At 38.2% G+C, this 14632-nt stretch carries 17 protein-coding genes; 7 read left to right on the top strand and 10 right to left on the bottom strand.

Features of this window, described 5'->3' with window-relative positions:
- Positions 1-156 precede the first annotated feature (156 nt).
- The 4 genes from B5D30_RS05435 to B5D30_RS05450 form a co-directional block, all read right to left on the bottom strand.
- Entirely contained in the window at positions 157-1239 is a 1083-nt protein-coding gene (locus B5D30_RS05435) for a BMP family lipoprotein (protein WP_078807069.1), read from the bottom strand.
- Between the two features lie 64 nt (positions 1240-1303).
- Entirely contained in the window at positions 1304-1693 is a 390-nt protein-coding gene (locus B5D30_RS05440) for a cytidine deaminase (protein WP_078807023.1), read from the bottom strand.
- 1 nt (position 1694) lies between these two features.
- Entirely contained in the window at positions 1695-2360 is a 666-nt protein-coding gene (gene deoC, locus B5D30_RS05445) for a deoxyribose-phosphate aldolase (protein ID WP_078807024.1), read from the bottom strand.
- 27 nt (positions 2361-2387) lie between these two features.
- Positions 2388-3692 (bottom strand): pyrimidine-nucleoside phosphorylase, encoded by a 1305-nt coding sequence (locus tag B5D30_RS05450; RefSeq protein WP_078807025.1) that lies wholly within the window; start codon positions 3690-3692, stop codon positions 2388-2390.
- A 264-nt stretch (positions 3693-3956) separates the two neighbouring features.
- Between B5D30_RS05450 and add the strand changes: the two genes are divergently transcribed.
- Complete coding sequence (gene add / locus B5D30_RS05455) at positions 3957-4988, top strand: adenosine deaminase (protein ID WP_078807026.1); 1032 nt, start codon at positions 3957-3959, stop codon at positions 4986-4988.
- 136 nt (positions 4989-5124) lie between these two features.
- Here the strand turns inward: add and B5D30_RS05460 are convergent, their stop codons facing one another.
- A complete protein-coding gene (locus B5D30_RS05460; protein WP_078807027.1) occupies positions 5125-5727 on the bottom strand; it encodes a class I SAM-dependent methyltransferase in 603 nt (200 codons plus the stop codon).
- Positions 5727-6323 carry a GDSL-type esterase/lipase family protein gene (locus B5D30_RS05465; RefSeq protein WP_159443220.1) on the bottom strand — a complete coding sequence of 199 codons (597 nt, stop codon included), beginning with the start codon at positions 6321-6323 and terminating at the stop codon, positions 5727-5729. The genes B5D30_RS05460 and B5D30_RS05465 overlap by 1 nt, the downstream gene beginning before the upstream one ends.
- A gap of 197 nt (positions 6324-6520) precedes the next feature.
- Between B5D30_RS05465 and B5D30_RS14275 the strand changes: the two genes are divergently transcribed.
- The 4 genes from B5D30_RS14275 to B5D30_RS13545 all read left to right on the top strand — a co-directional run bounded on the left by B5D30_RS14275 (position 6521) and on the right by B5D30_RS13545 (position 8585).
- Positions 6521-6649: a hypothetical protein gene (locus tag B5D30_RS14275; protein ID WP_268802094.1), complete on the top strand. Its 129-nt coding sequence runs from the start codon at positions 6521-6523 to the stop codon at positions 6647-6649.
- 102 nt (positions 6650-6751) lie between these two features.
- Positions 6752-7630 (top strand): ABC transporter ATP-binding protein, encoded by an 879-nt coding sequence (locus B5D30_RS05470; protein ID WP_078807029.1) that lies wholly within the window; start codon positions 6752-6754, stop codon positions 7628-7630.
- Complete coding sequence (locus tag B5D30_RS05475) at positions 7617-8372, top strand: hypothetical protein (protein ID WP_078807030.1); 756 nt, start codon at positions 7617-7619, stop codon at positions 8370-8372. Before B5D30_RS05470 ends, B5D30_RS05475 begins: the two co-directional genes overlap by 14 nt.
- Before the next feature lie 75 nt (positions 8373-8447).
- Complete coding sequence (locus B5D30_RS13545) at positions 8448-8585, top strand: hypothetical protein (RefSeq protein ID WP_159443221.1); 138 nt, start codon at positions 8448-8450, stop codon at positions 8583-8585.
- Between the two features lie 108 nt (positions 8586-8693).
- Here the strand turns inward: B5D30_RS13545 and helD are convergent, their stop codons facing one another.
- Positions 8694-10895 (bottom strand): RNA polymerase recycling motor HelD, encoded by a 2202-nt coding sequence (helD, locus tag B5D30_RS05480; RefSeq protein ID WP_078807031.1) that lies wholly within the window; start codon positions 10893-10895, stop codon positions 8694-8696.
- Between the two features lie 82 nt (positions 10896-10977).
- Here helD and B5D30_RS14280 point away from each other — a divergent pair, with 82 nt between their 5' ends.
- Together B5D30_RS14280 and B5D30_RS13550 are read left to right on the top strand one after the other, a co-directional pair.
- The gene (locus tag B5D30_RS14280; RefSeq protein WP_268802099.1) at positions 10978-11103 is read left to right on the top strand and encodes a hypothetical protein; all 126 of its coding nucleotides are present in this window, start codon (positions 10978-10980) and stop codon (positions 11101-11103) included.
- A gap of 111 nt (positions 11104-11214) precedes the next feature.
- Positions 11215-11358 (top strand): hypothetical protein, encoded by a 144-nt coding sequence (locus tag B5D30_RS13550; protein ID WP_159443222.1) that lies wholly within the window; start codon positions 11215-11217, stop codon positions 11356-11358.
- Here B5D30_RS13550 and B5D30_RS05485 read toward each other — a convergent pair.
- Genes B5D30_RS05485 through B5D30_RS05495 form a run of 3 tightly spaced genes read right to left on the bottom strand, consistent with a single transcriptional unit; the run spans position 11348 to position 14528 of the window.
- Positions 11348-11974, bottom strand: coding sequence for a hypothetical protein (locus B5D30_RS05485; protein ID WP_078807032.1), 627 nt, complete (start codon positions 11972-11974; stop codon positions 11348-11350). The genes B5D30_RS13550 and B5D30_RS05485 overlap by 11 nt on opposite strands.
- Positions 11971-12582 carry an ABC transporter ATP-binding protein gene (locus B5D30_RS05490; protein WP_078807033.1) on the bottom strand — a complete coding sequence of 204 codons (612 nt, stop codon included), beginning with the start codon at positions 12580-12582 and terminating at the stop codon, positions 11971-11973. Before B5D30_RS05490 ends, B5D30_RS05485 begins: the two co-directional genes overlap by 4 nt.
- Positions 12579-14528 (bottom strand): hypothetical protein, encoded by a 1950-nt coding sequence (locus B5D30_RS05495; RefSeq protein ID WP_159443223.1) that lies wholly within the window; start codon positions 14526-14528, stop codon positions 12579-12581. The genes B5D30_RS05490 and B5D30_RS05495 overlap by 4 nt, the downstream gene beginning before the upstream one ends.
- Between the last annotated feature and the right edge of the window lie 104 nt (positions 14529-14632).

A 14632-nucleotide genomic window follows, 5' to 3' on the forward strand; every position in this document is an offset into this window, starting at 1 on the left:
CTTGCCACATCAAACAATCCCTTCGTTTAATTTCATAGATATACTATGTAGAAAACCTGCCTGTACGCTCATAAGAAGGATTGCTCTAAATGTTTCAAGCGTTCCTTTAAGTTATCTTTGAGAATACAGACAGGCTCGTTTTTCGTTATGTGTTAATTATGCTTTGGTTTTTGTCGGTTTTTCAGGTACTTCAATTTTTCCGTCAATAATTTTTTGGTTTGCTTCTTCAACAGCTTTCATTACGTCTTCTGTTGCGTTGTCATTGACAAGTTTCACACCGCCATTTTTCAAACCATACACTTGATGTTCTCCGCCCGGGAATTTTCCATCTGCTGTTTCTTTATTAATGGCAATAACTGCTGCACCTACACCTTTTACAGTTGAAACAAGGGTACAATTAGAAGATTTTCCATCTTTGTCTTTGTATTCTCCTTCTTTCTTCTGGTCACGGTCAACCCCAATAATCCACACTTTTTTCGGATCGTCTGCTTTCATTGTTTGGTTGGTTTGGATTGCTTCTGAGAACACACCTGCACCAACACCACCTGCTGCTTGATAAATAACGTCAACGCCGTCAGCAATCATTGCTTTCGTCAACGTTTTTCCTTTTGCAGACTCAGAAAAACTTCCTGCGTATTGAACGTTCACTTTTGCTTTAGGATTCGTATCTAACACGCCTTTTGTAAATCCTGCCTCAAAGCGATCAATTACTTCGCCTTCCATTCCACCGATAAAGCCGATTTTGCCAGATTTAGACGATTTTGCTGCTGCAACACCTGCAAGGTAGCCACCTTCTTGATCAGCAAATGTCGCACTTGCAACGTTCTTTTGACCTTCAATCACATCATCAATAATGACAAAGTTTGTGTTAGGGTTAGCTTTTGCCGCATCTGTCAACGCATTTTTCAAAGCAAATCCGATCCCGTAAACTAATTGATATTTTTGAGCAACGGCTTGGTTTAAGTTGGTTTTGTAGTCATTTTCAGAACCAGATTGGAAATAGTTGTACCCGCCAGTTCCTTTTGTCAAACCTTCTTCTTTCCCCCAACTTTGCAATCCTTCCCAAGCTGATTGGTTGAAACTCTTGTCATCTACACCACCTGTATCAGTGATAAGGGCAACAGATAATTTTCCTTCATCATTTTTGCCAGTATCTTTCTTATTTCCACCACAAGCTGCTAGTGAAAATACTGCTGTTAATGCTAACGCAGATAGACCTAATGTTTTCCATGCTTTCATTGTAATAAATCCTCCTGTGGCTTTCGCCATTTATTTTTCATCAGCTATGCTGTTGATGACGTTGTTATAAATCTTTTGATGTGAACATATAAGGCAATAATTCGCCAACTGTCGTTTCTTTTGTTACGTTATTTTTCCCGACAAGCACAACCGGCATTTCAGGCGAGCAAAACTCTGCGATTACTTGCCTACAAGCTCCACAAGGGCTAATCGGCTCAGGTGTTTCTCCTGAAATGACCAGATGAATAAACGTTCGCTCGCCAGAGCTTATCGCTTTAAAAATTGCTGTTCTCTCCGCACAATTTGTCAAACCATACGAGGCATTTTCAATATTGCACCCTGTGAAAATCGTGCCATTTTCCGCCACCAAACACGCACCTACTGGAAAATGAGAATATGGCACGTACGCATTTTCTTGAGCGTGTTTTGCTTGTGCAATCCAATTTTCTTTCATATTAATAGCCGCCATTTGCTTTCGTGTTCGTCATAATCGCCACACCTGCACTTGTCCCAATTCTTGTTGCTCCAGCGTCAATCATCGCCTGTGCATCTTCTTTCGTGTAAATACCACCGCTTGCTTTTACTCCAACGTTTTCGCCTACGGTTTTACGCATTAGTGCAATATCCTCTACTGTCGCTCCTCCCGTTGAAAAACCTGTGGACGTTTTGACAAAATCAGCTCCTGCAGCAACTGCAATTTCGCACGCTTTAACTTTTTCTTCATCTGTCAAAAGAGAGGTTTCGATAATTACCTTTGTCAGAGCTTTTCCACTCGCAGCTTGAACCACTGCTTGAATATCTTTTGAAACTGCATTGTAATGCTGTGATTTTAATGCTCCGATATTTAGCACCATATCCACTTCGTCCGCACCATTATTGATAGCGTCTGTCGTTTCATAGGCTTTTACTTCTGCTGTGTTGGCTCCAAGCGGAAAACCAATCACCGTACAAACTTTGACATTTGTGTCTTTCAGTTGTTCTTTTGCAAAAGCAACCCATGTAGGATTGATACAAACACTGGCAAAGTCATATTTTTTCGCCTCATCAATAATTTTTTGTACACCGTCTTGCGTAGTGTCAGCCTTTAATACCGTGTGGTCAATGTATTTATTTAATTCCATGTTCTAAACCTCTCATAAATGTATTTTTTACACTCCTGTAATTATACCATGAATCAACTGTGGAGCTGTCGCATTTTCACCAATAAAAATATTTTTCCGTAGAATTTCTTCCACTTCATGAGTGTTTTCGTTATTTGCGTGAATGGTCAATAGGCTTTCGCCAACTTCTACATAGTCGCCTACTTTTTTATGCAAGAGAATCCCTACTGCAAAATCAATGTCGTCTTCTTTTTTCTCACGACCTGCACCAAGTTTCATTGCGGCAACACCAATTTTATCTGCCACCATGCGTGTGATGTAGCCACTTTTTTCTGCGAACAATTCTTTTTTCACGCTTGCCGTCAAAAGTTTTTCTGGCTCATCAACAATCGAAACATCGCCACCTTGATTTGCCACCATTTCACGAAATTTCTCAAGTGCCTCACCGTTTTCAATTTTTTCCACAAGCATTTTTTTCGCCTGCTCAAAGTCATCGGTAACTTCTGCTAACATCAGCATTTGAGCGGCAAGCGTATAGACAAGTTCCATTAAATCCGCAGGTCCCTCGCCACGCAAAGCATGAATCGCCTCTACCACTTCGAGCGAGTTGCCAATTGCAAACCCGAGTGGTTCACTCATATCTGAAATAACCGCCATTGTTTTTCTACCCGCAAGCTCACCAATCCTAACCATTGTCTGTGCTAAACGTGTAGCTTCTTCAGTTGTTTTCATAAATGCACCGTCACCAACGGTCACATCAAGCACGATTGCATCTGCTCCAGCGGCAATTTTTTTACTCATAATGCTTGAGGCGATCATTGGCACACTCTCAACGGTTGCGGTCACATCACGCAAAGCGTATAAACGTTTATCCGCAGGTGCCAAATCACCACTTTGCCCAATCACTGCAACTTTTAGCTGATTCACCGACTGAATAAATTTTTCTTCGCTCATTTCAATAGAAAAATGAGGAATCGCCTCGAATTTATCCAACGTGCCACCCGTATGCCCAAGCCCTCGCCCGCTCATTTTGGCAACAGGCACGCCAAGAGTTGCAACAAGGGGTGCAAGAACAAGTGTCGTTGTATCTCCTACGCCACCTGTTGAATGTTTATCCACTTTAATCCCCTCAAGAGCTGACAAATCAATCACATCGCCACTATTTGCCATAGCAAGCGTTAAATGCGTAATTTCTTCATCTGTCATATCTTGAAAATAAACTGCCATTGCAAAAGCACTCATTTGGTAATCTGGGATTTCCCCGCTCGTGTACTCTGCAATCATAAAATCTATTTCTTCTTTACTGAGAAACTCGCCATTTCGCTTTTTCTCAATTAAATCCACCATTCTCAACGGCTTCACTTCCTTTATTAACACTTGTGATTTCTCTTCGTTATAGAAAGCGATTTCCTTTCATTCCTCTCCAAGCATATCACCAAGATTATTTTATAATATTTTCTAGCAAATTACGAACATTTTCCATAAAAAAACATCGTTTTTTCCAGAATGTTCGTTTTGTTCTTTTTCACATAGAAAAAAAGCTATATTGCCACAGACTTCTTGCACTTTCTAACTAAAAGAATTAAAATATAAAAAAACGAAACGGAGATTTTTTACATGACTATTTCAAAGCAAATCATTGCTCAAATGCCAAAAATTGAGTTGCATTGTCATTTGGACGGCTCTATCAGCCTTGAGACCATTCACAAATTGGCAAAAATGGAAAACATTCCCCTTCCTGCAACACTTGAGGAACAACAAGCATTGTTTATCGCTCCAGAAGAAACAAAAGATTTGAATGAGTATCTTGAAAAATTTCACTTTATTGGTCGTCTCTTGCAAACTACTGCCGCTCTTGAGCTTGCAGCATTTGACGTTGTCAAACAAGCCTCTTATGATAATGTAAAATATATCGAAGTCAGATTTGCTCCCACACTGCATACGATGAAAGGGCTAACTTTACAAGAAATCGTAAGTGCCGTTGTAAAAGGATTGAAACGTGGGGAAGTGGAGTTTGGCGTTCTCTCTAACGCACTGCTTTGCGGTATGCGACACGAGCCTGTGGAAAATGCAATCGAAGTGGCAAAAGTTGCAAAAAGTCAATTAACCCATGGCGTAGTAGGTTTTGACCTTGCTGGAAACGAAGTCGATTTTCCTCCCTATGCTTTTGAGGAGGCAATCAAAGTTGCAAAAGATTTGGACATTCCGCTCACACTTCATGCAGGAGAATGTCATTGCGGAAAAAACGTCTACGACGCGGTCGTTTTAGGGGCAAATCGTATCGGGCATGGCATTGCATTGAAAGATACACCAGAGTATATTGAGTACATCAAAGAAAACGAAATCGTCCTTGAATTAGCACCGACAAGCAATTTTCAAACAAAAACAGTCACAAGTTGGGAAGAATATCCATTTAAGAAATTTTTAGACTTAGGTTTAAAAGTAACCATTAATACCGATAACAGAACCGTCAGCAATACAACCTTAAACAAAGAGTACGCAAAACTTGCAGAAGTGTATGATTTAACTCTAAAGGACTTTTATAAAGTGAGTTGCAATGGAGTGTTTGGTGCATTTGTTGATGACGAAGTAAAAAAAGAATTGGGTGAAATTGTAAACGAGGAATTTGAGAAATTGAATGGTCATTAGGATAATTTCTAAATCCGATAATTAAGTATTTTCACTGCAAATAATGAAATAAAACACGAAATATAATCACAGTTTTTCGATTATATTTCGTGTTCTTTTTTCTATTCTAACGATCAATAAAAAGGTTAAAATCTCCTCATTCTCTCACCGATTTCAAAATAAAGTATCCTTTTTCTTTCGTGATGACCTCGACATTGCCAAACGTTTCTTCCATTTTTTTCATGGCACTTTTAGCCCCTTGTTTTTTCTGGATAACGATAAATAATGCTCCGTTTTGTTGCAAATAATCATAAGATTTCTCTAAAATCTCATGAACAACAACTTTTCCTGCACGAATTGGTGGATTGGATAAAATCGCTGAAAAATCATGTTTTTCCACGTTTTCATACAGATTTGAGACGTGAATATTGACCCGTTCAATCCCATTTTTCTTCGCATTTTCTTTTGCCAGCTCAATGGCTCGCTCGTTTATATCCACCATTTCAACGGCTCGTTTTGTCGCAAGAGAAAGAGATAAACCAATCGGACCATAGCCACAGCCGACATCAAGCAAATCCCCCTCTGGCAGATTTTCCTCGCTAAAGGCTTCAATTAAAACACGACTACCAAAGTCTATTGTTTTTTTAGAAAAAACATTGCTATCTGTTAAAAAATGCAAATTGTTCCCACGCAAAGTAAAATCAAATGTTTCATATTGATGAGTGGTCACTGGTTGATTGGTAAAATATTGATTGCTCATCACACCTTGCTCCGTTTCATTTTTTTCAATACTCTTTCTCGTACTTTTGCCGCAATCATTCCTGCTAACAAATCGTACCCTTCCTCGCTAAAATGCAATCCGTCATCTTGTAAAAACTCTTCTGGTGCAGAATAATTTGTCATTTGTTTATACAAATCAATCACTTCACTCTCTGCTTGCTGAGCGGCTAAAAATGTACGAATCCTGTATTTTTCCACTCGCTCATTGCTCCGTTTTTCATCTCCTGCCACTTCGTCATAGTACGGTGGCGTGAGGAAAATGGTTTTCTCATTTCCTAGCTTTAATGCCATTTCAAGCAATGTATCTTGGAAAATTTCCTCTGAAACATTTCGGTGTTTGCTCGCATCATTTGCTCCGAAAAAGACAAAAATCAAATCCGCATGACTTTTCTCCACCTCATCAATTCGTTTCATTCCAAGCAAACAATCATCTCCCGGAACACCGAAAAGTGAAACTTGCACCTTTTTCAAATTCATTTTTTCCAGCTGTTTGACCAATTTTTCTTTCAAAACAAAACTCACACGATTCTCCACCCAGCCGGCTGTAATGCTATCGCCAAAAATTGCTATTTTCATCTTTTCCCTCCATTTTTCCTTTTCCCCTATCATACCAAAAAATAGCCAAAATGACCTAAAACTATACCACTTTCCTTAAAAATCTTCTTAGACGGGATTCTCTTTATGGTATAATATTTATATGGGCACCTCTAAAAACTCCGCTTAATACCAAATTAGATAGTTTTCCGTTTTTCGAGGAAATCGACGAAAGCTATGTGGTTCATAGAAAAGCGAAGAAGTGCGTTAAGGAGTTTGCAACAGTGAGCCGTGTCGTTTATTTACTCGAAACTTTAGTTTCGAGCGACACTGCGAACAGTTGCCAAACTCCTGCACTTCGGAGCTAGACAAGGTTGAGGAGATTGACGAAGAAAAACGGAAAACTAGCAATTTGGGATAAGTGTGAGTTTTTAGAGGTGCCCATATGCTAAACAGAAAGGGGAACAATTATGATTACAATCAAAGGCTTAACTTTTGCTTATCATAAAAAAACAAGCCTAAAAATGGATGCTGAAAAATTCCAGATGAATAAAGTGTATGCCGTTCTTGGAAAAAATGGTGCTGGAAAAACTACATTTTTCAAACTCCTCACCAATATGTTGACGAATTATTCTGGCGACATTTTCATTGACAACAAAAATATAATACAAGAAACAGAAATTTTACATGAAGTGTCGATTATTTTAGATGACCTTGAAGTTTACAAAGACCGCACTGGCTTTTTCAATTTGGAATATTTTTCCAGACTAAGTGGCACTTACGACAAAGCAAAAGCAATCGCTCTTGCTGAACAACTTGGAATTGCTGACGTTTTGGGGAATAAAGTCAAAAGCTATTCTCTTGGTATGAGAAGAAAATTGATTTTGATGATTGCTCTGTTAAAAGACACGAAAATTTACATCTTTGACGAACCTTTTCGAGGTTTAGATACCGAAACAGTCCGCTGGATGAAAGAGGCAATTCGTGAGCTGAAAAACTCTGGAAAATGTATCTTCATTTCTAGTCACGTCAAAGAAGATGTGGAAGATTTGGTGGACGAGGCGATTATTCTTGAAAATGGCGAAGTAAAACGCAGGGTTTCCATGGAAGAATTGAACGAAAGCAATCGTATCATTACCGTCAACAATCCAGAAAAATTCAGCAACTTCTTAGAAAACGAAAATATTCCTTATGAAACCGAGGGAGGGCATTTTATTCTTAGTATTTCGGCAAAAGATTTGCAAGCAATGTTTGTACAACTAAGCGAAGAAGAAATATTTATCGAAGAAATCAAGAAAATTTCCGCTCTGGAATTATTGGAGGGAGGCAAAAAGCATGAAAGCAAGTGAAATTTTCAAAATGGAAATTTGGAAAAATTGTCGTGACGTGCCTTATTTGACTTTGGCAGCTGTGATTGGAGGAATTGGCTGGCTGTTGTCAATTGTCAATCTCATCCTTTCGAAAGCAAGCGAGAATTCTCACACCCCTGCGATTTCTCAAGGAATTGTGATTGTAACAATTTTAGGCGTACTCACATTTTTAGGATATTTAGTGGTCGCATTTTTGTACCCACTTCATCTGCTTTCCACCGATTATCGCAATCGTGTGTTGAATTTAATGGTCGCAAGCGGGGTCAAACGCATTCACCTCTACTTCGCAAAAATTGGGGCAACTATTTTATCGACAGTCGTGATCATGTTTGTCATGGCCAGCGTTCCTGTGGCAACTTTTTTACTTGGAAAAACAGGGATTATCTACTACTTATTCAAAGAATTTAACATGGATAGCGAGACGATTCTTTACTTGCTGATGTTTGTCTTTATGTACCTTGCAACACTCGTTACTCTTTGTTTTTCTGTTATTTTATTAAAGGGAAATTATTTGAGCATTTTGGTTACGTGGGCTATTCAGCAAGTATGCGGAATCGTTGCTGCACCGATTTTCATGCTCGTAATGCAAAGTGCAGACGCAAGTCAAAACCCTAACGCTTCCGCAAATGCTATGGTACTTATCTCAATTGTGCTATATATTGTAGAAATCCTTATTTTTGGTTGTTTGAGTGCGTATTTGATGAATCGGCAGAATTTGTAAAGGGCACCTCTAAAAACTCCGCTTAAGACTAAATTAGCTACTTTTTCGATTTTCGAGGAAATCGACGAAAGCTATGTGGTTCATAGAAAAGCTAAGAGGGGTGTTCAGGAGTTTGTCGTAGTGAGCCATGCTATTTACTTGCTTGAAACGAAGTTTCAAGTAGCATTGCGAACAACGACCAAACTCCTGCCCCTCCTAGCTAGACAAGGTTGAGGAGACTGACGAAGAAAATCGGAAAACTAGCAATTTAGGATAAGTGCGAGTTTTTAGAGGTGCCCTAAATATAAAAACCGCAAAACTAAAAATTTGCGGTTTTCTTTGTTATCTCAAAAACTCCGTCACTTCACCATTGACTAGCACCGTTACGCTTTTCATTGCTCGGCTCACCATTGTGTAAAGCAAATGACGGTCACGTTTGGTGACAAAGCGTTTGGCGGATGCGTTGTGGATAATTACGTGGTCGAGTTCTAAACCTTTTGCAAGCGAAATCGGTAAAATACTAATCGCTTGATTGTTCGGAACCGCTTGGGTTTTCGATTGAAAAAGCTGAAGGTTCACTTTGTCTTTTAACTTGGCAAATAATTCTCTCGCCTCAAGAGAGTCTTTCGTTAGAATGGCAATACTTTCTCTGCCGTTCCATTTGGCAATCTCCTGTTCTAACTTTGTGAAATATTCTTCATTACCCTCTGAAATGACCATTTCCACAGGTTCGCCTTCCTCTCGAATAGCGACAATATCTAGCTTTGTTTGCCTATCTGCAAGTTTGCTGAAAAGATGTGTAATCGCCCCTGCCGAGCGATAGCTTGTCAATAAATCTCGCTGTAAAATAGTTTTCCCTAGCTGTTCAAATATTTGTGCCAACTCCTCAAACGAGCTATGCGTATTGAAAATCGCTTGATTCTCGTCTCCTAAAAGCGTAAATTTCGCACGTGGAAAAAGACGTGCCAGCAAGAAAATTTGTGCTGGTGAATAATCTTGCACTTCATCAATTAACACATATTTCACTTGACGATTTACTTGACTTTCCAAATAAAGTTGCTCCAATAAAATCAAGGGAATTGCTTGTGAAACGCTGATTTCTTGCGAATTTATTCGCAATTTCTTTCCACTATAACGCAAAAAGCTGTACTCGAGCAATCCTGTCAAATCAAACCAGCGAATCGCTCGAATTGCCCGAAGTGGCTTTTTATATTGCTTTCGCAGAAAAATTTTGGCAAGTCGTGTAACATTTTTCTTTGATGTATCCTCAATCAAAGCACCAAAATATTTTTCTTGTTGCTCTTCTGTCAACGATAAAATGCGATTGTGAAGGTCTTCTGTGGAGGCTTTTTCATCTAATCGCTTTTTCAGCAACTTCTCAGCATGAAGTGCCGTTGCCTGCAATCTCGCTCTCACCGTTGAAGTGTGAGGTGTTTTCATATACCAATGAAACAGCTGTTTTTTAGAAATCAATGTTCTCTCTCTAAACAACACATCTTTAAAAAGATGTTCCTCGAGCATATCCTCTTCGCTTTCCTTGAGCAAAAACTCCAGAAATTCCTTTGATTGCAAGGTTTTCTCTTGTTCGCTTAATTTTGCGGTCATGTTTTTTTCCGTTGCAATTTCTTCCATTTCTAAAGAATATTGCTTGTTGAGATGTTGACGGCAAAATGTGTAAAGCGTGGTGATTGTTGGATTTTTTTCCCCCAAGTTTGGCAATACTTGTGAAATGTATTGCATAAATACTGGGTTTGGCGAAAATAACACGACATCTTCTGCTCGCAAATTCACACGTTCTTGGTACAAGAGATATGCAATTCTTTGAAGTACAGCACTTGTTTTCCCACTACCAGCGATACCATTTACCAATAAAACTTGGGCGTTTAACTCACGAATAATCTCGTTTTGCTCCTTTTGAATCGTCGCTGTAATATCTTGCATATACTCCGAGCTATCCGCTTCAAGTGCCGAAAGCAACAAAGCGTCCTCAATTGCAACAGTCGAGTCAAAATAATTTTTCAGCACACGTCCTTCTAACTGAAATTGACGGCGAAGTTTCAAATCAACTGGGATTTCTCGTCCATTCGCTGTGTAACTCGTTTTCCCTAGCTCTTGATTGTAATACAACTCCGCCACGGGCGACCGCCAATCATAAATTCGATAGTGTTGTTCGTCATTGACAAAAGAATGTACGCCCAAATACAATTGCTCACGTTCTGCTTCGTCCATAAAATCAACGTCAACCCTTGCAAAATAAGGACGTTTCAACAAGCGTTTCACTTGCTCCAATCGCAAAGAAAGCGAGTCATGCTTAAAATTGAGCTGATCAATTTCTTGATTGCGAATTTCCATTTCGGCTAATTTGTCGTATCTGTTCGTGAGATCACTCAAATCACGAGGCAATTCCTTATCCATTTCCCTCATGCGACTAATCCCCTCCTCGTGATGTACGTGGAGTTCTTCCGTCAAATTTTCCTCTGCCTGCTCTAACTCATCATAAATTTCTATCAAATGCGTTTGCTCATATTCCCAATCTTTTTTCATCTGCTCACCTAATTCCTATTTCTTCCCTTTTCATATGGCTACCCATAATATCAGCTTACTATTATACTGGATAAATTGGGATATGGGAATTAAAATGGATAGAAAAGCGGAGAGGGGCGTTCTGAAGTTTGCAACAGTGAGCCGTGCCGTTTACTTGCTACTACACTTCGTTTCGCATACAGTCTTTCTAAGAATCAAAGATTCTTGAAAGACTAGCATTGAAACGAAGTTTCAAGCGGCACTGCGAACAGTTGCCAAACTTCAGCCCCTCGCTGCTAGACAAAGAAAAGCGAAGAAGTGCGTTTAGGAGTTTGTCGCAGTGAGCCACAGCATTTACTTGCTGGAAACACAGTTTCAAGTAGCGTTGCGAACAGTTGCCAAACTTCAGCCCCTCATAGCTAGACAAAGAAAAAAATCGAGACAACCTCTCTCGATTTTTTTCCAAACGCACACTACTTCTTAAATTTCAACTCAAACTCCAAACCAGCAGATTTTACAGCCAATAATTTCCCTGCTGGCAATTCAATCGTTGCTGTTGAATTTTGATTGTTGAGCGAATAACTTTCAGATTCGGCGAAATCATTTGGTTTATACACTAAGAGCTGTATCACTCCATTGACTTCTTTTCCGTCTTTTCTTATCATTTTTGCTAGTTCTTTTTCCAAAGAAACCCTGTATTTCCCTGCTGAAAATTGTGTGCCGATAAGGTAACTTCCTGCATCTTTTAAGGTAAATATCGCATCTTCCTCTGCTAATTTTTCAAATTTTGCTGGCTGAAATTCCACTTCTTCACCTGCCTGCAACGCTACTTTTTCACCTTCTTCAAAGTATTGCCCAAATGTGGTTTCATTCATTTTTGGCACTCGCCCAAGCAAATTCGGGCTACTTGATTTAAGTGTCGTCACATCATAATACCCCTCTTTTTTGATATTGAACGTTTTTACCTCTCCTGATGTATTGCTAAGAAGTTGTTTTTCACCTACTTGGTCAAGAACGTTCGGGGTGGTGAAATGCTTGTAAGCGAAAAATCCACCGACTGCTAAAACTACTACACCTACTGCGATAATTATTTTTTTCATTTTAAATCCTCCACATAAATTGTTTTATCCATTTCTTTTGCCAAAGTCAAATCATGCGTAGCAATGATTAAAACCGTATCTTCTTTGACAAGCGAGCGAAGTAATTCGCCTACTTGTTCACTTGTTTGCCCGTCTAATGCTCCTGTTGGTTCATCTGCTAAAATGACTTTTGGTTTTTTCAAAAGCATTCGAGCAATCGCCACTCTCTGTGATTGACCGCCAGAGAGTTCGTAGACTTTCGAGTGCAAATATTCCTCCCCTAAACCTACTTTTTCCAACACTTCGATTTGTTGCGTCAGATTGTTGCTGACAATTTTCAAATTTTGAGCAACCGTCTTGTCGTCAATCAACGCATAGCTTTGAAAAATATATCCTAGGTAATTTTTAAAATACTTTTGTTCTTTCATTTTCCAAATGTCTTCTTCGTTGTACTTGATACTCCCGCTCGTTGGTTTTTCAAGACGTGCGATAGCGTTTAAAAGTGTCGTTTTCCCACTTCCAGAAACTCCCACAAGAGCGTAAGATTTTCCTAGTTCAAATGTTAAATTGACATCTTTATAAACTTCCTTTTTCCCAAAGGATTTACTTAAATTTTCTAATGTGATCATATAATATCCGTCGCTCCTTTTAAAATTCCGTGTTTATTTTTGCGTAATCCTCTAAATGCTAAAAGATAAATCAAAGCAATTGCCCCGAGATATAAGGCGATAAATAGCAAGGCAAGTGAAAAAGTCTGAGTGAAAAATAGGCTAAACATTTCCACTAAAACCAATAAAATCGGTAAAATCATTTGAAAACGCAAAATCGTCCAATGGAAATTTTTTCCAATAATCGTGCGAATAATGATTTGTTTACTGTAAAACTGCAACTGCATTTTCAGAAAATCATAAATTACCAAAAGTTGAAACACAAACATTACCACAAGCAAGGCAATTCCTGAAATAAATTGTCTGTTTAAGTATTCGCTCATTTCGTCTAGGTAACTTTTTACATTTACAAAATGATGTACATTATCTAGCACATTATGTTTTTTCGCTTTTTCTTGTAGTCCTTTTGCATAATAAAGTGCATCAAATGTGAAGTTTTCAATCACAAAATTTGTATGATCATTTTGTGGCAATTTACTCCAATCAAAACTAACTAAAATACTGTCTGTTTTATCGCTATCAGGTAACGAAATCAGATTTTCATTTCCCATCATGAATAAGAAAAACGTTTGGTTGTTCGGGATAAACTGAACTGCTATATCTTTTTTATCTACCATATAATCCAAACTATCTTGCACAATCAAATCTATTTCTTCTGTCCTATCACGATATTTTTCTGGAATTAAAATATTCACTATCTTTTCCTTATCAAATTGATATTGATTGTTAGGATAGATTTTTTTATTTAACTCTAATACTTTTGGATTAATCGTATAAATTACTTGTGCCAATTTTTTATCAACAGAGACAAGTTTTGCTTCTTCCGTCTCTGGATTCCACACTGAAACCTCACCAAAATTACTTGCATGATCATGTGTTATTTTTGAGATAATGACCTCGTCAATGGAAAAACTTTTAGCAAAGTTCATTTGAGAGGACAGATTCGCTTTTTGTTCTTCAGGTGTTCCACTATTCTCCCCTAAGTCTCCCCACATGACACAACTATAATCTTTTGCCATTTCCCATTCCTTTGTCAAATGCTTTTGTGCAAGATATTTAGGATAATTTTTAGCAATCGTTGCCGTTTCAAGCGTTACAATAAACGTACTAATTGCAATAATCGCTAACCAAACAATTTGAATCGATTTCCCGCTTATTTTATTCTTTTGCACATCTGCAATTTTAGAGAACATCACTTGTAAGCCGAAAATAAAATGTGCCAATGCTAAAATCAAAAGTAAAAGTATCGCAAACATCAAAATCGTTATCGCATAAGCAGTAATTTTGACACTGCCAAAATAGCCGAAGAAATAAGAGAAAATAAAGCCAAAAATCGAAAGGCTACTTAATGTTACCGCCAAAGTTTTCAAAAAACGGGTGAAATTTTTCTTATGAAAAATCCCAAAACTTCGCTCAATAATCGTCTCTTTCATGCGACCAACTAAAAGAGCATACGCTACTACAAAAAACATCAAAAGCATTACGAAAAATGAAAGTGAATAAATACTTTCTCCCGTCAAGAAACTTGCCGCCACCATCCATGCAGGGGTTTCAAAGATTGCCACCTCTACATTTAATCGCTCAATCTCTTTTAATGCTTTCTCGCTTACATTTCCATTTATATAATAACTTCCTTGTGAAGTCGTTGTTTTCAATAGAATTTTATCCCTTGTATAAATCTCAGGACTGCTAAACGCTTGTTTTTCTTCACCAAATACATACCCTAAATTTCGTCCTTTATCATCAATTACATTTTTAATAATATTGATTTTTTCGTTTTTTGCTATTTCTTCCATTTTCTTATAGAAAACTTCTGGATTGTCGAGTTTTTTATCATTCGTTTTTACTAGCCAAATTTGATTGGTCGGATACGGTGAAAACCCCATTTCTTCATTTAATAACTGCATTCCTCCAACTGCTAGTACACAAAACAGGAATGAAAAGATAATGAGTACAATTCTTTCTCTTAAAAAATTAATTACTTTTTTCATACTATCCCTTTCTTTCTTAA

The organism is Pilibacter termitis, from assembly GCF_900167335.1.
Lineage (GTDB): Bacteria > Bacillota > Bacilli > Lactobacillales > Streptococcaceae > Pilibacter > Pilibacter termitis.